At 63.1% G+C, this 19526-nt stretch carries 20 protein-coding genes; 8 read left to right on the top strand and 12 right to left on the bottom strand.

Translation table 11 applies throughout. The features are described from left to right. Positions 1-375: a YraN family protein gene (locus tag OE747_RS06585; RefSeq protein ID WP_263827807.1), complete on the top strand. Its 375-nt coding sequence runs from the start codon at positions 1-3 to the stop codon at positions 373-375. A 60-nt stretch (positions 376-435) separates the two neighbouring features. Further along, on the top strand, positions 436-1368 hold the full coding sequence (gene gshB, locus OE747_RS06580) for a glutathione synthase (RefSeq protein WP_263827806.1): 933 nt from the start codon (positions 436-438) through the stop codon (positions 1366-1368). A 15-nt stretch (positions 1369-1383) separates the two neighbouring features. Here gshB and OE747_RS06575 read toward each other — a convergent pair whose 3' ends face one another. The 4 genes from OE747_RS06575 to cobU are packed head-to-tail and all read right to left on the bottom strand — an operon-like array spanning position 1384 to position 4987. After that, positions 1384-2898, bottom strand: a complete 1515-nt coding sequence (locus OE747_RS06575; RefSeq protein ID WP_263827805.1) for a YifB family Mg chelatase-like AAA ATPase — start codon at positions 2896-2898, stop codon at positions 1384-1386. Between the two features lie 57 nt (positions 2899-2955). Then, positions 2956-3831: a glutathione S-transferase gene (locus tag OE747_RS06570; RefSeq protein ID WP_263827804.1), complete on the bottom strand. Its 876-nt coding sequence runs from the start codon at positions 3829-3831 to the stop codon at positions 2956-2958. A gap of 59 nt (positions 3832-3890) precedes the next feature. Beyond that, entirely contained in the window at positions 3891-4469 is a 579-nt protein-coding gene (locus tag OE747_RS06565) for a histidine phosphatase family protein (RefSeq protein ID WP_263827803.1), read from the bottom strand. Then, complete coding sequence (gene cobU / locus OE747_RS06560) at positions 4466-4987, bottom strand: bifunctional adenosylcobinamide kinase/adenosylcobinamide-phosphate guanylyltransferase (protein WP_263827802.1); 522 nt, start codon at positions 4985-4987, stop codon at positions 4466-4468. The genes OE747_RS06565 and cobU overlap by 4 nt, the downstream gene beginning before the upstream one ends. Positions 4988-5087: 100 nt before the next feature. Here cobU and OE747_RS06555 point away from each other — a divergent pair, with 100 nt between their 5' ends. The 5 genes from OE747_RS06555 to OE747_RS06535 all read left to right on the top strand — a co-directional run bounded on the left by OE747_RS06555 (position 5088) and on the right by OE747_RS06535 (position 9579). Beyond that, on the top strand, positions 5088-5966 hold the full coding sequence (locus OE747_RS06555; protein ID WP_263827801.1) for an RNA polymerase factor sigma-32: 879 nt from the start codon (positions 5088-5090) through the stop codon (positions 5964-5966). After that, positions 5963-6787 (top strand): ChaN family lipoprotein, encoded by an 825-nt coding sequence (locus OE747_RS06550; RefSeq protein WP_263827800.1) that lies wholly within the window; start codon positions 5963-5965, stop codon positions 6785-6787. The genes OE747_RS06555 and OE747_RS06550 overlap by 4 nt, the downstream gene beginning before the upstream one ends. A 78-nt stretch (positions 6788-6865) precedes the next feature. Next, positions 6866-8071, top strand: a complete 1206-nt coding sequence (gene coaBC, locus OE747_RS06545; RefSeq protein ID WP_263827799.1) for a bifunctional phosphopantothenoylcysteine decarboxylase/phosphopantothenate--cysteine ligase CoaBC — start codon at positions 6866-6868, stop codon at positions 8069-8071. A gap of 9 nt (positions 8072-8080) precedes the next feature. Continuing rightward, positions 8081-8536, top strand: a complete 456-nt coding sequence (dut, locus tag OE747_RS06540; RefSeq protein WP_263827798.1) for a dUTP diphosphatase — start codon at positions 8081-8083, stop codon at positions 8534-8536. Beyond that, positions 8536-9579 carry a HesA/MoeB/ThiF family protein gene (locus OE747_RS06535; protein WP_263827797.1) on the top strand — a complete coding sequence of 348 codons (1044 nt, stop codon included), beginning with the start codon at positions 8536-8538 and terminating at the stop codon, positions 9577-9579. Before dut ends, OE747_RS06535 begins: the two co-directional genes overlap by 1 nt. Here the strand turns inward: OE747_RS06535 and OE747_RS06530 are convergent. The 3 genes from OE747_RS06530 to OE747_RS06520 form a co-directional block, all read right to left on the bottom strand. After that, positions 9576-9983 carry a universal stress protein gene (locus tag OE747_RS06530; protein WP_263827796.1) on the bottom strand — a complete coding sequence of 136 codons (408 nt, stop codon included), beginning with the start codon at positions 9981-9983 and terminating at the stop codon, positions 9576-9578. The genes OE747_RS06535 and OE747_RS06530 overlap by 4 nt on opposite strands. Before the next feature lie 27 nt (positions 9984-10010). Next, on the bottom strand, positions 10011-10460 hold the full coding sequence (locus tag OE747_RS06525) for a phasin family protein (protein ID WP_164129081.1): 450 nt from the start codon (positions 10458-10460) through the stop codon (positions 10011-10013). A gap of 99 nt (positions 10461-10559) precedes the next feature. Continuing rightward, the gene (locus tag OE747_RS06520) at positions 10560-11771 is read right to left on the bottom strand and encodes a trans-sulfuration enzyme family protein (RefSeq protein ID WP_263827795.1); all 1212 of its coding nucleotides are present in this window, start codon (positions 11769-11771) and stop codon (positions 10560-10562) included. Positions 11772-11893: 122 nt separating this feature from the next. Between OE747_RS06520 and OE747_RS06515 the strand changes: the two genes are divergently transcribed. Beyond that, complete coding sequence (locus tag OE747_RS06515; RefSeq protein ID WP_263827794.1) at positions 11894-13909, top strand: M3 family metallopeptidase; 2016 nt, start codon at positions 11894-11896, stop codon at positions 13907-13909. A 71-nt stretch (positions 13910-13980) separates the two neighbouring features. Here OE747_RS06515 and OE747_RS06510 read toward each other — a convergent pair whose 3' ends face one another. From OE747_RS06510 to mreC, 5 genes are read right to left on the bottom strand one after another with little or no spacing between them, the layout of a single operon-like run. After that, a complete protein-coding gene (locus tag OE747_RS06510) occupies positions 13981-14913 on the bottom strand; it encodes a 2-hydroxyacid dehydrogenase (protein WP_263827793.1) in 933 nt (310 codons plus the stop codon). Positions 14914-14931: 18 nt separating this feature from the next. Next, positions 14932-16071, bottom strand: a complete 1140-nt coding sequence (rodA, locus tag OE747_RS06505) for a rod shape-determining protein RodA (protein WP_263827792.1) — start codon at positions 16069-16071, stop codon at positions 14932-14934. Beyond that, positions 16068-18014 (bottom strand): penicillin-binding protein 2, encoded by a 1947-nt coding sequence (gene mrdA / locus OE747_RS06500; protein WP_263827791.1) that lies wholly within the window; start codon positions 18012-18014, stop codon positions 16068-16070. Before mrdA ends, rodA begins: the two co-directional genes overlap by 4 nt. Before the next feature lies 1 nt (position 18015). Then, positions 18016-18552, bottom strand: a complete 537-nt coding sequence (locus OE747_RS06495) for a rod shape-determining protein MreD (RefSeq protein WP_263827790.1) — start codon at positions 18550-18552, stop codon at positions 18016-18018. Then, positions 18545-19453, bottom strand: coding sequence for a rod shape-determining protein MreC (gene mreC / locus OE747_RS06490; protein ID WP_263827789.1), 909 nt, complete (start codon positions 19451-19453; stop codon positions 18545-18547). The genes OE747_RS06495 and mreC overlap by 8 nt, the downstream gene beginning before the upstream one ends. Between the last annotated feature and the right edge of the window lie 73 nt (positions 19454-19526).

Genomic DNA, 19526 nt, shown 5'->3' with positions numbered 1-19526 from the left:
ATGACGTCTCGCACCCGTCGCGGTCTGCGCAATCACCTGACCGGCGACGCGGCAGAAACACGGATTGCGCTGGAATACGAGCGACGGGGCTGCCGCGTGGATCGCCGCCGGTGGCGCGGTCAAGGTGGCGAGATTGACCTGATCGTCCGCGCGGATCGCGAATTGATCTTTGTCGAGGTCAAGCAAAGCCGCGATTTCGACAGCGCGGCGGCCAGCCTTGGGGCCCGGCAGATGATCCGGTTGCAAGAGGCAGCGGCTGAATTTCTGACGGCGGAACCGCTGGGGCAATTGACGCCCGTACGCTTTGACGTGGCGCTGGTCGACAGTATGGGCAGGTTTCAAATCCTCGAGAACGCCTTTGGTCATGATGGATGACCATTGAACCCCGCTGCCGGCTGCGCCATGTATCGGACAGCCGCTAGTGAGGGACACAACATGAAGATCGCCTTTCAGATGGACCCGATCGGGGCCGTGAACATCAACGCCGACAGCTCGTTCCGTCTGGCCGAAGAGGCGCAGGCACGGGGGCACGAACTGTTCTACTACGGTCCGGACCAGTTGGCCTATCAGGAAGGGCGGATCACCGCGCGCGGCCATGACATGACCGTGCAGCGGGTGGCGGGAAACCCGGCGGTGCTGGGACCGCTGCGCGAAGTGGATCTGGCCGATTTCGACGTGGTCTGGCTGCGTCAGGATCCGCCGTTTGACATGCACTACATCACCTCGACCCATCTGCTGGACCGGCTCAAGGGCCAGACCCTTGTGGTGAACGACCCGTTCTGGGTGCGCAACTATCCCGAAAAGCTGCTGGTGCTGAACTTCCCGCAGTTGACCCCACCGACCGCCATTGCCCGCGATCTGGAGACGATCCGTGCGTTCAAGGCCCGGCATGGCGACATCATCCTAAAACCGCTCTACGGCAATGGCGGCGCGGGCGTGTTCCGGCTGGATGAAAACGACCGTAACCTGTCGTCGCTGCACGAGCTGTTCACCGGGTTCTCGCGCGAGCCCCTGATTGTACAAAAATACCTGCCCGCCGTCCGCAAGGGCGACAAGCGGGTGATCCTGGTCGATGGTGAAGCGGTCGGCGCGATCAACCGCGTGCCAGCCGAGGGCGAGACGCGGTCGAACATGCATGTGGGCGGGCGCCCGGAGAAGATCGGGCTGACCGAGCGCGATCTGGAAATCAGCGCCACCATCGGGCCGCTTCTGCGCGAAAAGGGGCAGGTATTTGTCGGGATCGACGTCATCGGCGACTATCTGACCGAGATCAACGTGACCTCGCCCACTGGCATCCAGGAACTGGAACGGTTCGACGGCGTCAACATCGCCGCCCGCATCTGGGAGGCGATCGAGGCCAAGCTCTGACGCGGAAGTGGTGGCTCAGGCAAGCGCCTTTGCCGCCACCCGGAAACTGAGCGCTTCGGCCACATGCGGGCGCCGGACATCTGTTTCTCCGGCAAGATCCGTGATGGTGCGGGCCACCCGCAGGATGCGGTGATAGGCCCGCGCCGACAGGCCGAACCGATCCGCAGCCTTGAGCAGCAGGTCTCGACCCTCGGCATCTGGCGTGGCGATTTCGTCCAGAACCTTGCCTTCGGCATCGGCGTTCTGGCGCATGCCGGTCTGCCCTGTGAACCGCATCGCCTGGATTTCGCGGGCGGCCGCGACCCTGGCCGCGACCTCGGCCGAGCCTTCGATGCTGGGCGGTAGGTCGAGATCGGTAAAGGCAACCGGCGGCACCTCGATGCGCAGATCGAACCGGTCCATCAGCGGGCCCGAGATGCGGCCAAGATAATCCTCGCCACAGCCCGGTGCGCGCGAGCAGGCGCGCGCGGGATCGGTCAGATATCCGCATCGGCACGGATTGGCCGCCGCCACAAGCATGAAGCGGCAAGGGTACTTAACATGCGCGTTGGCCCGGGCAACCATCACCTCGCCGGTTTCAATCGGCTGTCGCAGGGTTTCCAGAACGGTTCGGGAGAACTCGGGCAATTCGTCCAGAAACAGCACCCCGTTATGCGCCAAGCTGATCTCGCCGGGTTTGGCCCCCTTGCCGCCGCCGACGATGGCCGCCATCGAGGCGGTGTGATGCGGTTCGCGAAAAGGGCGGGTGCGGCTGATCCCTCCTTCGTCCAGCAATCCGCACAATGAATGGATCATCGAGGTTTCCAGCGCCTCGATGGCAGTCAAGGGCGGCAGGATGCCGGGAATGCGGGCCGCCAGCATGGATTTCCCCGATCCCGGCGTGCCCACCATGATCATGTGATGGCGCCCGGCTGCGGCGATCTCAAGTGCGCGTTTGGCGCGCTCCTGGCCCTTGACGTCGCGCAGGTCGCGCAGGAATGCCGGGGATTGCACCTCACCCGGTTGCGCGGCGTCGATCGGGGCCTGTCCGGTATAGTGACGGATGACGGCGGCAAGGGTTTCGGCCCCGATCACCTTGGCCGCATCGACCCAGGCCGCCTCGGCGCTCGAGCCCTTGGGGCAGAGCAGCATCCGGTCTTCCTCGGCCGCGGTCATCGCGGCGGGCAGGGCGCCCGTCACCGGGATCAGGGTCCCGTCGAGCGAAAGCTCTCCCAGTGCCAGCGTGCTTTCCGCCGCATCCGCCGGTACGATTTCCAAAGCGGCCAGCAGCGCCAGCGCGATGGGCAGGTCGAAATGGCTGCCTTCCTTGGGCAGGTCGGCAGGTGACAGGTTTATGGTGATCCGCTTGGATGGCAGGGCAATGGCCATGCCGCTCAGCGCGCTCCGCACCCGGTCACGCGCCTCGGACACAGCCTTGTCCGGCAGGCCGACGATGGAAAACGCCGGCAAGCCGGGGGTCACGGCACATTGCACTTCGACCGGGCGGGCCTCGACCCCCTGAAAGGCGACAGTATAGGCGCGCGTGACCATTCGTTCCTGCCTTTTGGTTAACACATCGTTGCTACCGCGCGGCAGGTTTAAGAAAGGTTAACCGGCTTCGGTCATCGCGATGAATTTCGGCCAGGCACCGGGGTCGGCAACAGTCTTGTCGCGGCAGAACGGGTTGCAAAAGCCCCAGACATGGCCGTCCATTTCCAGATAGTGGGTGACGGGCTTGCCCGAATAGGGGCATGCGGCGTTGACCGACGGGCCGGTTGCCAATGCACGGGCCGAGCCGCTCGCACCAACCGGCCAGGGCGATGTCGGCAAGTCCATCGCATAGGGAACGGGATCGTAGGTCACGGTTGCGCCCATCGCGCGCCATTGCCGGACGCTGGTGTCGCTCAGCAGTTCGAGGCAATAGGCGCGGCTTGCCGCGCTGACGGGCAGGCCATAGCCTACGATCCGCGCGGCCACCGGCGTGTAGAAGACATCGGCCAGAGAGTAGCGGCCGAACAGTGGGCCGGTCTCCGCGCCGGAAACCGCGCGGGCATGCGCCCAGAGGGTTTCAATCCGGTCCAGATCGGCGCGGGTCGCCTCGGAGGGTTCGAACCCCACGTAACAATGCAGTAACTGCATGGGGCATTGCCCACGCAGCGCGGTAAAGCTCGACACCATTTCCGCGCAGAGCCAGCGCGCGGTTGCGCGCTGCGCCGGGTCCGAGGGCCACAGCCCCGCGTCCGGGTGACGTTCGGCCAGTGTTTCAGCCATGGCAAGGCTTTGGCCGACCACGACCCCCTCGGGGGTACGCAACGCAGGAACCTGGCGCGCGGGCGCGATCTGGGCCAGATCCTGGGCCATCGTCCCGGAATAGAGCCCCACCATATGTGTCCGGAAGGGGATGCCGAATTTCTCGAGCATCAGCCAACCGCGCAGCGACCAGCTCGAGAATGTGCGGTCGCCGATAAACAGTTCGTATGTCATGGACGCAACTTAGGCAGGACACTCGTGTCGCGTAAAACGCTGTTTCGTGGTCCCGCGCATCACACGAGATGATTGATCCGACCGACGTGCCAACCGTCCGGCATTCGGGTGATCTCCGTGACCGACAGATTGTCGATCCGGTGCGAAAACACCTGTTCTGCGGTGATTGCCAAAGCGCGTTGCAACTGTGTCAGGATCATGCCGAAATGGCCCACCACGATCAGATCGGATCCGCGATGCGCGGCGATCAGCGCGTCGATCTCGGCGTTCACACGGTCGCAGACCTGGTGCCAGCTCTCGCCGCCGGGCGGCGATGTGTCCCCCGGCGTTTCCCAATAGGCACGCACAAGCACCGGATCCTCGGCCTCGATCTCGGCATAGCGGCGTAGTTCCCAGGTGCCAAAGTTGATCTCGCGCAGGCCGGGGCGATGCGGGAGGCGGGACCGCTGGCCCTGAATGGCGCTGGCGGTATCGGCGGCGCGGATCAGGTCGGACGAAACAACCAACGCGTCCTTTGGCAAGTGCCCCGAGAGGCGGGCCAGCAGGCCGGTATCGCTCAGGTCGGCGGGAAGATCGGACCAGCCGACCATGGATTTGGCATGTGTGGGTCCGTGCCGGATCAGATGCAGCCGGGTCATGGCAACTGTCCCTTGAGGACCAGAGGCAGGCCGGCCGTTACCAGCACCACAAGATCGGCCTCTGCCGCAAGCGCGATGTTGAGCCGCCCCTGTGCCTCGCGAAACTGCCGGGCCAGCGCATTGTCCGGAACGATGCCATGCCCAACCTCGTTCGTGACCATGACAAGCTGTGCCGGGCAGGCGCGGATTGCGTCGAGCAGCCGGTATTGGGCAGCCTCGAGATCGGCGCCGGCCAGCATCTGGTTGCTCAGCCACATCGTGGCGCAATCGAACAGGCAGACATCGGTCTCAGAAAGCGCCGACAGAGCCGGTCCCGGCTCAAGTGGCTCCTCGATGGTGTCCCAACCGGCGCCGCGTTGCACCAGATGCCGGTCCACCTTGCTGCGCATTTCCTGATCAAACACTTGTGAAGTCGCGAAATATTTCCGGGATTTCCCAGTCGCTACAACCAGTTCCTCTGCAAAGGCGGATTTGCCCGATGCCGCGCCGCCAATAATCAAGGTGTATTTGGGATGCAAAATTCTTACCTTTCAGGTGATCCGCAATCCTAAGCTCTGCGTAAGGACAATACGACCGAGATAAAAGTCAAGTTTGGCGCCGGACATTGGGGAGTGATGAATGGCACTGGATAGCCCAAGAGATACAAGCATGTCCCGGCAGGCGATGAAGGCCGAATTGCTGGATGCTGAGACGGAGTTAAAACTGGCCTATGCCTGGCGAGACCAGCGTGACGAACAGGCGCTGCACCGCCTGATCAACGCCTATATGCGGCTGGCGATCTCGATGGCGGCGCGGTTCCGCCGCTATGGCGCGCCGATGAACGATCTGATCCAGGAGGCGGGTCTGGGGCTGATGAAGGCGGCTGACAAGTTCGATCCGGATCGGGGGGTCCGGTTTTCGACCTACGCGGTCTGGTGGATCAAGGCCAGCATTCAGGACTATGTGATGCGGAACTGGTCGATGGTGCGGACCGGATCGACCAGCAGCCAGAAATCCCTGTTTTTCAACATGCGACGGGTTCAGGCGCGGCTGGAGCGCGAGGCGGCGTCGGACGGAACCGCGCTCGACCAGCATCAGTTGCACCAGATGATCGCATCGGAAATCGGTGTGCCCTTGCGCGATGTCGAGATGATGGACGGACGGTTGTCCGGGTCAGACTTTTCGCTGAACGCGACGCAGGCCTCGGACGAGGAAGGGCGCGAATGGATCGAGGCGCTGGAAGATGACGGAGCACAGGCGGCCGAGCTTGTCGAGCACGCCCATGACAACGCCCAACTGCGTGAATGGTTGCTGACGGCGATGAAGGCGCTGAACGACCGCGAACGGTTCATTGTGCGCGAGCGCAAGTTGCGCGAAGAGCCGCGGACACTCGAAAGCCTGGGTGAGGAACTAGGCCTCAGCAAGGAGCGGGTGCGTCAGCTTGAAGCGGCGGCCTTTGCCAAGATGCGCAAGAGCCTTGAAGCGCAGTCGCGTGAGGTGCAACACTTCCTGGCATGAAAGCCATTGCGATTCCGGGCCTTGCCCTTGTTCTGTTTCTGGTCGCGCCTGTCAGGGCGGCCATGTCTGGTGATCTGATCCCGGCGGATGTTCTCAACGACATGCGTCAGGCCGATGTGGTTATTCTGGGCGAGACCCACGACAACCCGCAGCATCATCTTGTCCAGGCCGAGGCGGTAACGGCGCTCGCGCCATCCGCCGTAGTCTGGGAAATGCTGTCCGAAGAGGGTGCGGCCCGGCTGACTCGCAAGGCCGTTCAGGACCCCGAGGAATTGGCTCGTATCCTGCAATGGGCCGAACTGGGTTGGCCGCCGCTGGCGATGTACTTGCCGGTGTTTCAGGCCGCTGACGCCCCCGTATATGGCGCGCTGGTGCCGCGCACGGCGGCGCGTGCGGCGATGGAAACCGGCGCGGCTGCGGCGCTGGGTGCAGATGCCGCGCGATTTGGCCTTGGTGTTCCGCTTCCGGACGAGGAACAGGCAGCCCGCGAGGCAGATCAACAGGTATCGCATTGCAACGCGATGCCGCCGGAAATGCTTCCGAAACTGGTTGCGGTTCAGCGTTTGCGGGATGCGGTTCTCGCTCGCGCGATCCTGCGAGCGTACGAGGAAACCGGCGGCCCGATTGCGGTGATCACCGGCAATGGGCATGCCCGCAGCGATCGCGGCATTCCGGTCTTCCTTTCCCGGGTCCAGCCCGGGCTGCGGGTCTTCACGCTGGGCCAGTCCGAAGAGGGCGCCATCGAAGGGACCTTTGACGCGGTGATCGACAGCCCGGCAGCGCCGCGCGAAGACCCCTGTGCGGCATTCGACAAGAGCTGAGGCTGGGGATTATCCGCTGGCGCTTGGGCGCTGCCTCTCCTAAGTTCGGGCCGATCCTTGGGGAAAAATGGCGCGGACATGCTGGCATCCAAACGTATCCTTCTGATCATCGGGGGCGGCATCGCCGCCTACAAGACGCTGGACCTGATCCGGCGCTTGCGCGAACGCGGGGCGGCGGTGACACCTGTCTTGACGCCAGCTGCCGAAGAGTTCGTGACCCCGTTGTCGGTTTCCGCGCTGGCGGGCGAGAAGGCGTATCGCGACCTTTTCGACCTGACGGACGAGGCCGAGATGGGGCATATCCAGCTGTCGCGTTCCGCCGACCTTGTAGTGGTTGCCCCGGCCACGGCCGATCTGATGGGCAAGATGACGGCCGGACTGGCCAATGACCTTGCCTCTACCCTGCTGATGGCGACCGATACGCCGGTGCTTGTGGCGCCCGCGATGAATGTGCGCATGTGGCAGCACCCGGCGACCCGGCGCAACCGGGATCAGCTGGCCAGGGATGGAATCCGGTTCGTGGGTCCGAACGAGGGCGACATGGCCTGTGGTGAGTACGGACCGGGCCGGATGGCCGAACCGTTGGAGATCGTGGCCGCAGTTGAGAAAGCCCTGGGCGACGGTCCTTTGAAGGGGCGCCGTATTCTGGTGACCTCGGGCCCGACGCACGAACCGATCGACCCGGTACGCTACATTGCCAATCGGTCTTCTGGTGCCCAAGGGACAGCCGTTGCTCGTGCTTTGGCGGCATTGGGGGCCGAGGTGATCTTTGTCACCGGCCCGGCAAGCGTGCCGCCGCCCCAGGGCGTGCATGTGGTGCGGGTGGAAAGCGCGCGCGAGATGGACGCGGCCGTCGATGCGGCGCTGCCCGTGGATGCGGGGGTGTTCGCGGCGGCGGTGGCGGACTGGCGGGTTGCCAGCGCCTCGGACCGCAAGCTGAAGAAATCGAAAGACGGGCTACCGGTGCTGGAGTTCGCCGAAAACCCGGATATCCTGAAACGCGTGAGCCGGTTGGAGCAGGGCCGCCCAAGACTCGTGGTCGGGTTTGCGGCCGAGACCAATGACGTGGTCGAGAATGCGACGGCCAAACGTCTGCGCAAGGGGTGTGACTGGATCGTTGCCAATGACGTCAGCCCGGCAACCGGCATCATGGGCGGCAGCGAAAACGCGGTCATCCTGATTTCGGATAGCGGGGCCGAGGAATGGCCGCGCATGGGCAAGGATCAGGTGGCCGAAAGGCTAGCGCTCCGGATTGCCGAGGCGTTCGGTCGTGCGGGATCATGAGGGAATAAGATGGTTTCGATACGGGTAAGCCGAGACGAGGGCACGGATGCGGATATTGCCTTGCCCTCGTATGAAACCGCAGGCGCGGCTGGCGCCGATGTGCGGGCCAATCTGCCGGATCGCGGATCTGTCGTGCTGGCGCCCGGGGCGCGGGCCTTGATCCCGACCGGGCTGCGGGTCGAGATACCGCAGGGATACGAGATTCAGGTCCGCCCCCGGTCCGGCCTGGCGTTGAAACACGGGATCACCCTGCCCAATACGCCCGGCACCATCGACAGCGATTACCGTGGCCCGCTGGGCGTGATCCTGCTGAATGCCGGGACCGAACCGTTCACGGTTCGGCACGGTGAGCGAATTGCACAACTGGTGGTCGCCCCCGTGCTGCAAGCGGTATTCGAGGAGGCGGAAACCCTGGATGAAACCGCCCGGGGCTCAGGTGGTTTCGGGTCGACGGGGCGCGTCTGATGCTTCTGGTTCTGGGGCTTGCGGCAGTTCTTTGGGGCGTAGGCCTGGCAATGGGCGTATCGCGGCAGGCCCGGATCGGCCTGATGGTGGCGCTGTTCGTGCTGGTAATGCTGGCGCAGTTCGCCCTGCCGGATGGTCATCCCGTTCGCATGGCGACAGGGCAGTCACCGGCGTTGTGGCTGCTGATCGGCGGCTTTGCCGCGTTGGCCCTGACGTATGGGCGATTGCTGAGTTGGCTCAAGTCACGGGCGCAACCGGAGACCGTGCCGGCAAAACCTGCACTGTTCTCCGAAACGGAGCTTGACCGGTATGCCCGCCATATCGTGTTGCGCGAACTGGGCGGGCCGGGGCAGAAAAAGCTGAAACAGGCCAAGGTGCTGGTCATTGGCGCGGGCGGGCTGGGTGCGCCTGCGCTTCAATATCTGGCTGCGGCCGGAGTTGGCACCATCGGCGTTATCGATGACGACGTGGTCGAGAATGCCAACCTGCAACGACAGGTAATCCATCGCGATGCCGATATCGGCGTGCCCAAGGTTTTTTCCGCCAAGGCGGCGATGGAGGCGCAGAACCCCAATGTTGTGGTTCGCCCCTATCACAGGCGGCTGACCGAAGAAATCGCAGAGGCGCTTTTTGCTGAATACGATCTGATCCTCGACGGCACAGACAATTTTGCGACACGCTATCTGGCTAACCGGGTCGCGGTTGTGCAAGGCAAACCGCTGGTTTCGGGCGCGTTGGCGCAATGGGAGGGGCAGCTCAGCGTTTTCCACCCGGCCGACCACGGGCCATGTTACCAGTGCATCTTTCCAGAGGCGCCCGCACCCGGCCTGGCGCCGTCGTGTTCCGAGGCGGGCGTCATCGGCCCGCTGCCCGGCGTGGTGGGCGCGATGATGGCGGTCGAGACGATCAAGCTGATCACCGGGGCCGGAATGGCCCTGAAGGGAGAGATGCTGATCTATGACGCGCTCTACGTAGAAAGCCGCAAGATCCGCCTGACCCGGCGATCAGATTGTCCAGCCTGCGGCGGGTCGACGCAAAGCTAGCGTATCACATGCACCGCACATTTGGCGTGCCGCACCACCCGGTCGGCCGTCGACCCCAGCAACAGGTTCTCCAGGCCCGGCTTGTGGGATGCGATGACGATACAGTCGATGTCATGCGCCGCGGCATGATCGACAATGGCGCGTCCGGCATGGCCTGCCGCCATGACCGCCGAGGCGCCCGGCAGACCGGCTGCCATTTCTGTCAGAGCCTTTTGGGCGTCGTCGTGACTGCGCGCCATAACTTCGGCGGGTATCTGCGCGGTGACATAGGCTGGTATCGCCTCCATCACGTGGAAAACGGTGAACTTGGCGTTTTCACTGGCCAGTTTGCGGGCGGCCAGAAAGGCCGCCTGCGTGTCGTGACCATCGTCGAAAGCCACCGGAACAAGAATGTTGCGGTACATCTGGTCCTCCTCCCTTGATTGCCCGTATCAGATCGGTTCGGACTTGGCCGAACGGGTCGTCTTTCTGGCCAGTTCCTTGGCCTCGCCGATCGTTTCTTCGACGGCTTCGGCTTCGGTCTTGGTCACGTAATCCGCGCAGCGCGACACCGTGTCGAACCATTCGCGGGCATCCTCGACCAGCCGCTCGACGGAATGGCGTTGCCATTCGACCATCGCCTCCATCGTCTTGGCCGGGTCTGGTCGCTCTGCCGAGGTTGCAGTCCGGGCGGCATCCAGCGCCGTTCGGATCGCCTCATGCCGCCGTTCGAACCAGTGGCGGGTGAAACGTTCGGATTCGCTCAGCAGTTTTTCCTGGGCATCCCAGAACTGTTCCATCTGAGGTGAGACCAGTGCATTCATCGGTGCCGGAGCTTGCAGGGATTTGAGAATGTCTGCAAAGGCTTCGGGGGTGGGAAAGGCGGAAGTCTTCTTGGCCATGGGTGATTCTCCCTTTGCGGAAAGGCGCACCCACTCTGGCAGAAGTCGTGGAACTCCACTTTAAGCCAGATCAAGTTCCATCGCGCCTGACGAAAGACTTCAACCCAATGCTCGGTCGAGGTCGGCAATCAGGTCTTCGGGATCTTCAAGGCCGACCGACAGGCGGAAAATGCCATCCCCGGCAAAGGCGCGGTAGGCCTCGCGTTGGCGGCCTTCGAGCCGGAACGAGCTGTCCATCAACCCTTGGGTTCCCATCCAGAAGATCAGGCTGCGGTGATGGCCCAGCGATACGGCATAATGGATGATCTCCATCCGCTCGATCATTTGCCGCGCGATCCGCTCGCCGGTTGCGGCATCGCCGACCTGGAACGAGATCATCGCCGACATGTTGGACATCTGCCGCGCCGCCAAATCCGCCTGCGGATGCGAGGGCAGGCCCGGATAGATGACGCGGGTCACCCTCGGGTCTGCCTCCAGCCAGTCGGCTACGGCCTGAGCGCCTGCGGCATGCGCCTTCATTCTCAGCGGCAGCGTCGCCGCGCCGCGTGCGATGAGCCACGCGTTGAAAGGCGAAAGGACCCCGCCATGATGAATGGCGGCCTCGACCCGCATTTTCGAGACCAGATTGGCCCGACCACAAACCGCACCCGCAACGGCATCGCCATGACCGCAGATGTACTTGGTCACCGAATGCATGGTCAGATCGACGCCCAGCGCCACGGTATCCATCCCGATGGGCGAGGCAAAGGTGGCATCACAACTGAGCAATGCGCCCGCCTGCCGCGCCAGGGCCGATACGGCGGCCAAGTCGGTCAGGCGTCCGATGGGGTTGACCGGCGTTTCTGTGTGGATGAGCCGGGTGTCCGGGCGGATCGCGGCCGCCAGGGCCTCGAGATCGGTCATGTCCACGGTGCTAACGGATATCCCCATCCTGGGCAGGGTGTCTCGGGCCAGTTCCGCCACGCCGGCATAGGAGACATCCGACACGATCACATGGTCCCCCGCGGACAAAAAGGTGAAAAAGATCGCCGTGGCCGCCGCCATGCCGGATGCGGTGCATAAACAGGCCTCTGTCCCCTGCATTGCCGCGATCTTGGCCTCCAACATCGCGACGGTCGGGTTGGCCCAGCGGGAATAGGCATAAGGGCTGTCCGGGGTCAGGTCATGAGCGGAAAAGCCCGAAATATCCTCGGACACAAAGGTCGATGACATGTGAATAGGCGGCGCCGAGGCCAGCGTGGCCGGGTCCGGCGCCTCGCCCGCATGAATGGCGGTGGTCATCGGGCCTGTCGGGCGATTGGTCTTGTGCATGGGTCGTCCTCCTTGGGTCCGAGGGTGAGGGGCATGAAACCTACATGCAAGCCGATTTGCGACATTGCCCCTCTGGACCATCCCCGCGCGCGCTCCTAGCTTGAGCCGCAAAGGAGATCCCGATGACCAACCCGCTTCTTGCCGAATGGCAGACACCGTTCGAAATCGCCCCGTTCGACCGGATCAAGGATGAAGATTTTGCCCCCGCGCTGGAGGAGGCGCTGGCCGCCCACCGAGCGGAGATCGCGGCAATTGCCGAGAACTCGGCATCACCAAGCTTTGCCAATGTGATCGAGGCGCTGGAAGCGGCGGGTAAAGCGCTGGACAGGGTGCTGAGCGTGTTCTTTACGGTTGCCGGGGCCGACAGCAATCCGGCCCGCGAGGCCTTGCAGCGCGAGTTTTCACCGAAACTGGCCGCGCATTATTCCGAAATCTCGGCCAATAAGGCGCTGTTTTCCCGCGTCGCTGCCGTGTGGGACGCGCGCGAGACCCTGGACCTGACCGACGAGCAGAACCGGGTGCTGATGCTGACCCATCGCGGCTTCGTGCGATCCGGCGCGGCGCTGAGCGGCCCGGAAGAGGCGCGGATGAAAGAGATCAAGGGTCGGTTGGCCACCCTTGGGACCCAGTTCACCCAGAACCTGCTGGCAGATGAGCGGGAGTGGTTCATGACCCTGAGTGAGGCCGATCTCGACGGGCTGCCCGGCTTTGTTGTGGATGCCGCCCGCGCCGCCGGTGCCGAGAAAGGGGCAGATGGGCCGGTTGTCACCCTGTCGCGCTCGCTGATCGTGCCGTTTCTGCAATTCTCTCCCCGCCGTGACCTGCGCGAACGCGCCTATCGCGCCTGGGTCGCGCGCGGCGCCAACGGAGGCGAGACCGACAACCGGGCGATCGCTGCCGAGATCCTGCGCCTGCGCGAAGAGCGCGCGCGGCTGTTGGGGTACGACAGCTTTGCGCAGTACAAGTTGGAAACCGAGATGGCGCGCGAACCGGCGCGGGTGCGCGATCTGCTGTTGCAGGTCTGGGACCCCGCCCGCGCCCGCGCCGAGGCGGATGCGCAGGTGCTGACGGCAATGATGCATGCCGATGGCGTCAATGGTGATCTTGAACCATGGGATTGGCATTTCTACGCGGAGAAACGGCGCAAGGCGGACCATGATCTCGACGAGGCCGCGCTGAAACCCTATCTGCAACTCGACCGCATGATTGAGGCGGCCTTTGCCTGCGCCAACCGCCTGTTCGGCTTGGAGTTCAGGCCGCTGAATGTGCCGCTCTACCATGCCGATTGCCGCGCTTGGGAGGTAATTCGCAATGGCCAGCATGTGGCGGTGTTCATCGGTGACTATTTCGCCCGCGGGTCCAAACGTTCGGGTGCCTGGTGTTCGGCGATGCGGTCGCAGGCGCGGTTCCCGCAGGTGCAGGCACCGGTTGTGATCAATGTCTGCAACTTTGCCAAAGGGGACCCCGCGCTTTTATCCTATGACGATGCGCGGACATTGTTCCATGAGTTCGGCCATGCCTTGCACCAGATGCTGTCCGACGTGACCTATGAGAGCATTTCGGGCACCTCGGTGGCGCGCGATTTCGTGGAACTGCCCAGCCAGCTCTACGAACACTGGCTGGAGGTCCCCGAAGTTCTGCGCGAATTCGCCACCCATGCCGAGACCGGGGAACCGATGCCGCAGGCGATGCTGGAGAAGGTGTTGGGCGCTGCCAATTTCGACCAGGGGTTTCAGACGGTGGAATATGTGTCCTCGGCGCTGGTGGACCTTGCATTCCACGACGGCCCGGCACCGGTCGACCCGATGGAGAAACAGGCCGAGGTACTGGCGGCGCTGGGCATGCCGCACGCCATCGGCATGCGTCACGCGACCCCGCATTTTGCCCATGTCTTTGCCGGTGACGGCTATAGCTCCGGCTATTACAGCTACATGTGGTCCGAGGTGATGGATGCCGACGCCTTTGCCGCCTTCGAAGAGGCGGGCGGTGCGTTCGATCCTGAGCGGGCCGAGGCGCTGGAGCGACATATCCTGTCGACCGGTGGATCGCGTGAGGCCGAAGAGCTTTATCTTGCCTTCCGGGGTCGCTTGCCGGGGGTCGAGGCGCTGCTGAAAGGCCGCGGTCTGATCGCGGCCTGAGGTTCTTCGACGAAAGATGTCGCCTCCGGCGGGAGTATTTTCAGCGAAATGAAGGGGCGGGTTAGGTCCCTTCAATAGCCCTGTTCGCGATCGACCAGATGCAGGAAGGGTTCACCCTGCACGCCGCGCCGAATGTTCTCGCAGATCACCCGTGCGGCTGTCACGGGGCGGGTTTCCGAGGCGATATGCGGGGTGACCGTGACGTTGGGATGGGTCCAGTAGGGGTCATCGGATGGCAGCGGCTCGGTCCGGAAGACATCCAGCGTTGCGTGTCCGACTTGTCCGCTGTCCAGCGCCGCCAGTAAAGCCGCATCGTCGATCAGCGGCCCACGGCCCGGATTAATGATCCGCGCCCCGCGCGGCAGTAGCGCCAGCGTCTCGGCTCTCAGCGTGTTTTCCGTGGCTGGTGTGCTGGGCAGCAGGAGCACCAGTATCTCCGCCGCATTCAAAACCTGCTTCAACCCATCGCTGCCATGCATGCAGGTGATCCCCGGTACATCCTTTGGCGAGCGGCTCCACCCCGTGACCCGGAAATCGAGTGCCGACAGCGCCAGCGCTGAGGCCTGTCCAAGCGCCCCCAGCCCCAGAATTGCCACCGACCGTTCGCTGGCCAGCGGCGGCACGTCCTGCCGCCATTCGCCTTTCAGACCGTGGATATGGGCGTCCATTCCTAGATGGTACCGCAGGACATGGCCTATCACCCATTCCGTCATGCCCTGGGTCAGGCCATGATCGACCATACGGGCAAGCGGTACGGTCAACGTTGTATTGCCCGCGATGCTTTCTACCCCGGCCCAGAGGCTCAGCACGGCCTTGAGGCGGGTATAGGGTGTAAAGTCGCTGAGCCCACCATTGGGGGCGTAAACCACATAGTCGACCTCTTCGGGCGGGAAATCCGTGCGCAGGTCGAAATCGATGCCCATCTCGCCGAGATAGGTTGAAAGTAGCGGCTGGTAGATCGGCCATAGGGCAGGGCGCGCGGAAAAGAGTAGGTTTACAGCCATCTGGGGCCCTTTCCGATGTCAGCGTGGTCGGTGGATATGGGCGCTATGCACAAGACCAAAGGCCACCATGAGCACCAGCATGGCCGAACCGCCGTAACTGACCATGGGCAACGGTACCCCCACGACAGGGGCCAGCCCCATCACCATCGACATGTTGACCGCGAAAAACAGGAAGAAGTTCAGGGCGATCCCCATCGTGACCAGCGACGAGAACCGGTCGCGCGTGGCCAAAGCGGTGACAATACAGAAGACGATGATCAAGGCATAAAGCGACAGAAGCGAGAAGCCGCCAATGAAACCGAATTCCTCGGCCAGTGTGGTAAAGATGAAATCCGTGTGTTTTTCGGGCAGGAAGTTCAGCCGTGATTGTGTTCCCTGCATGAAACCTCGTCCCGACCAGCCGCCCGACCCAAGGGCGATCTTGGACTGTGTGATGTGGTATCCGGCGCCAAGGGGATCGGAGGACGGATCCAGGAACGTGTCGATACGGCGGAACTGATAATCTTTCAGCAACTGCCAGTCGGTGCCACGGCTTTTGAAAACGGCGGTGATCAGACCCACGCCTGCGGCGATAACCGCCGCGAAATAGGACCAATGGACACCGGCGAGGAACATCAACCCGCCCCCGGCTGTCAGCAACAGGATCGCCGTGCCAAGGTCGGGTTGCTTCAGGACCAGCCCGGTCGGCACAAGAATAAGCAGCACCGGGACCAGAACCCACACCGGGCGCGATGTCTTCTTACCGGGTAGCCAGTCGTAATAGGCCGCCAGCAGCATCACCAGGGTGATCTTCATCAACTCGGATGGTTGCAGGCGCATGAAGCCAAGGTCGATCCAGCGCTGGGCGCCCATGCCGACCGCGCCGAAGAGTTCGACGAAGACCAGAAGCAGCAGCGAGATACTGTAGGCGACCACCGCCATGTTGCGCCAGAACCAGATCGGGACCAGGGCCACAAAGGTCATGACCGCGAGACCCACGGCAAATCGTTTGATCTGGGGTTCCGCCCAAGGGCTGAACGAGCCACCGGCGACCGAGTACAGCATCAGGAAGCCAACTGACGCGACCGAAATCAGCAACAGGGTGAGCGGCCAGTTCATGTAGAGAATCTTGCGCAGGCCCGAAGGCGTGGATTTGACCGAATACTCGAGGTAACTCATGCGCGGTCCTTGTCTTCGGGCTTGGCGGCGGGGCGCAGCTCGCGTTGCAGCCGTTCCTGCTGGGCGGAAACCCGGCTGCGGTCCTTGGCGGGATAGGCTTCCAGCGGGGGAAACCCGTCATACAATGCCTGAAGGATGATATCACGGGCGATCGGTGCCGCGGCGGCGGAGCCGCCTCCGCCATGTTCGACCACAAGCGAGACGGCGTATTTCGGTTTGTCGAACGGGGCGAAACAGACGAACAGCGCGTGGTCACGACGTTCCCAGGGCAGATCTTCGTTCCGGATAACGCCAGCGGCCCGTTCTGCGGCGGTGATGTTTCGCACCTGGCTGGTTCCCGTCTTGCCGGCCATGCGAAGCTCGTCGGTGAGAATGCGACTGCCATAGGCCGTTCCGCGCCGGTCGTTACTGACCGAGTACATCGCGCGCCGAAGCTTCCTCAGATTGTTCTGATTCACAGCCATCGGCTCACCGGCGCCCGAGGGCTGTTCGACACCGTCGATCGATTTCACGAGGCGTGGCTCGACCTTGCGCCCGGTGGCGATGCGGGCGGTCATCACCGCCAGTTGCAGCGGAGAGGCGAGTAGATAGCCCTGACCAATCGAAGCGTTTGCCGTGTCGCCGATCAACCAGTCCTGCTTGTGGACCTGGGTTTTCCAATCTCTGTTCGGGGTCAGGCCGCGCGCGACCGCAGACATCGGGATATCGTGCTTGATCCCCAGCCCAAACTCCTGTGCCATCGCCGAGATCTTGTCGATTCCCACCTTGAGGGCGACGTCGTAGTAGTAAACGTCACAGCTCTGCTTGAGCGAGTTTTCCAGATCGACATGGCCGTGTCCGCCTCGCTTCCAGCAGTGGAACTTGCGACCGCTGACCTCAAGGTATCCCGGGCAGTAAACCGTATCCTCTGGACCCAGCAGACCCGCCTCAAGCGCAGCCATCGCCGTGATCATCTTGAAGGTAGAACCCGGGGGGTAGGTCCCCTGAACCGCCTTGTTGGCCAAAGGCCGGTACGGGTCCTCGGTCAGCGAACGATAGTCCGCGATCGAGATGCCACGCACAAAGAGATTCGGGTCGAAACTGGGGGCCGAGGCGATTGCACGCAAGTCGCCCGTGTCGCAATCAACGACCACCGCCGCAGCGCTTTCACCGCCAAGTCGCGCCTGGACATAGGCTTGCAACCGGGTATCCACCGACAGTTGCAGGTCCGCACCGGGCTGTCCCTCGCGCCGGTCCAGTTCCCGCATCACGCGCCCGGTAGCATTGACCTCGACCCGTTTTGCACCGGCCTTTCCTCGCAGCAGATCCTCTTGCTTGGCTTCCAGTCCAACCTTTCCGATCTGGAAGCGCGGGATGCGCAAGACCGGCTCAGGGTCCTGGATCTGGCTCAGGTCGTAATCGCTGACCGGCCCGACATAGCCCACCACATGGGCGAAATCGCCCCCCTGCGGATAGACGCGGGTCAATCCGACCTCGGGCGTTATTCCCGGCAAGGCCGGCGCATTGACCGCGACTTTCGAGATGTCTTCCCAACTGATCTGATCGGCAAGGGTCACCGGAAGGAAAGGGGGCGAGCGGCGCATTTCCGTGCGCGCACGCTCCAGCTCCTCGGGATCCAGCGGGATGAGTTGTTGCAGATTGGCAATTACCTTCTCCACATCGCCCGCATCCTCGCGCACGATGACGATCCGGTAAGAGGGTGTGTTTTCTGCAATGATCCGCCCGTTGCGATCGAACAACTCGCCGCGGGTCGGTGGAATCAGGCGGATATTGATCCTGTTCTCTTCGGCCAGCAGGCGGAACTGATCGGCCTGATCCACCTGCATGTATCGCATGCGGGCGGCCAAACCGCCGATAAACGCCGCCTGCAAACCGCCCAGCAACAGTGTTCGGCGGGTCATGGTGCGATGCACCTTGTCCAGATCGCGGGGCGAACGTCTCATCTTAACGGTTTCCCAAGGCTTCTGCGTCTGCGGGTGCCAGGCGGCGCACGCCGAACAGCGTCTGACTGACGGCCACGACCAAGGGATAACACCCGATGGTCAGCAAAACCTGACTGGCCGAAAGATAGAAAGGGGCGCGTTCCACCGCTGTCAAGGTAAGGGCCAAGCGGTAACTCAGCGCAAGACCAACCAACAGCATGGAAACCGAGATCCATTCGCCGACAAATCCGGTTTCCCCCTGTCCGGACATTCGGTTCCGCAGGAACACCGTTGCTGCCACGCTCAGGGCTGACAGCAGGCCGGGAGGTCGTAGCAACAACAAGTCCGCCATAAGCAGGACCAGCGCGATGAGGAACGCGGGTACATAATCAGGGCGTCTGAGCGACCATGCCAGTGTCAAGGCGATCAAGAGATCGGGCCCCGCCCAGAACCCCGGCGATGTATCAAGCGGCAACAGTTGAAAGAACAGGATCGCCAGGCTCAGTCCGGCATAGACGAGACGCATGGTCCAGATCCAGGATGGCGACAGGCTATCCATCTGTCCCCTCTCTTGGAGCTTCAGGAGCTTGCTGCGGCGGCAGCTCCGGACCCACGATACCGCCGTGATCCTCTACTTTTTCCGTTCCGTGGTGGCGAAGCACACGCAAGAATTCGAGCCGCTCGTAATCGGCCGACAAACGGACGCGGAGCCGTCCCGAGGGGTCCTCGGCGATCTGGCCGACAAGAAGACCGGCGGGGAATACGCCGCCATCGCCCGAGGTGACGACCCGGTCGCCGGGACGGACCATTTCCCGGTTCTCCAGGAAATCGACCACGGGCGCGGGGCTGTTATCACCGACCGCTAGCGCGCTTTGCCCGGATGGCTGGATCGTGACAGGGACCGCGCTTGCTGCATCCGTCAACAGAATGACGCGCGCGGTATTCTGGCCGATGCCGGATATCCTGCCAACCAGCCCGATCCCGTCCATGGCGGCCCAACCGTCGACGATCCCGTCGCGCGCGCCGACATTCAACAGGACCGATTGCCGGAAGGGAGAGCCGCTGTCGGCCATCACCACACCGGTGATAAAAGTCAGCCGGGGATCAAGGCGGACGTTGTTCAGATCCAGAAGGCGCGCGTTCTCCTGCTCCAATTGCAGAGCGGCTTCTTTCCAGGCCCGCATTTGCCGCAGTTCGCTGCGCAACTCGCGGTTCTGCTCGCTCAGCCTTTGGTAGCTTTGGAAATCGCGAACCAGGTTGATCAGGCCGGTCACCGGGGTCATGGCCCAGTCCATCGAGGGAACCACCGTATCAACCACCCGCGCGCGAAAAATCTCGACCCGGGGGCTGTCAATTCTCCAGACCAGGAAAATCCCGATCAGGCACAACAAGATAACCCCGAGAAACAGCCGGCGCAGGGGGGCGAAATAATCCTCTCGCTGTGAGCGGTCCTTGGCCACGAAGCTCTTCTCCGGTGCGTAAACAGCCGCCTCAGGGCGACCCATGTCCCTGGATCGTGTCCCGGAATCTGCG

Source organism: Ruegeria aquimaris (assembly GCF_025751555.1).
Lineage (GTDB): Bacteria > Pseudomonadota > Alphaproteobacteria > Rhodobacterales > Rhodobacteraceae > Ruegeria_B > Ruegeria_B aquimaris.
Note: the sequence above shows the minus strand (reverse complement) of the source record. Positions and strands in the feature narration are given on the sequence as shown.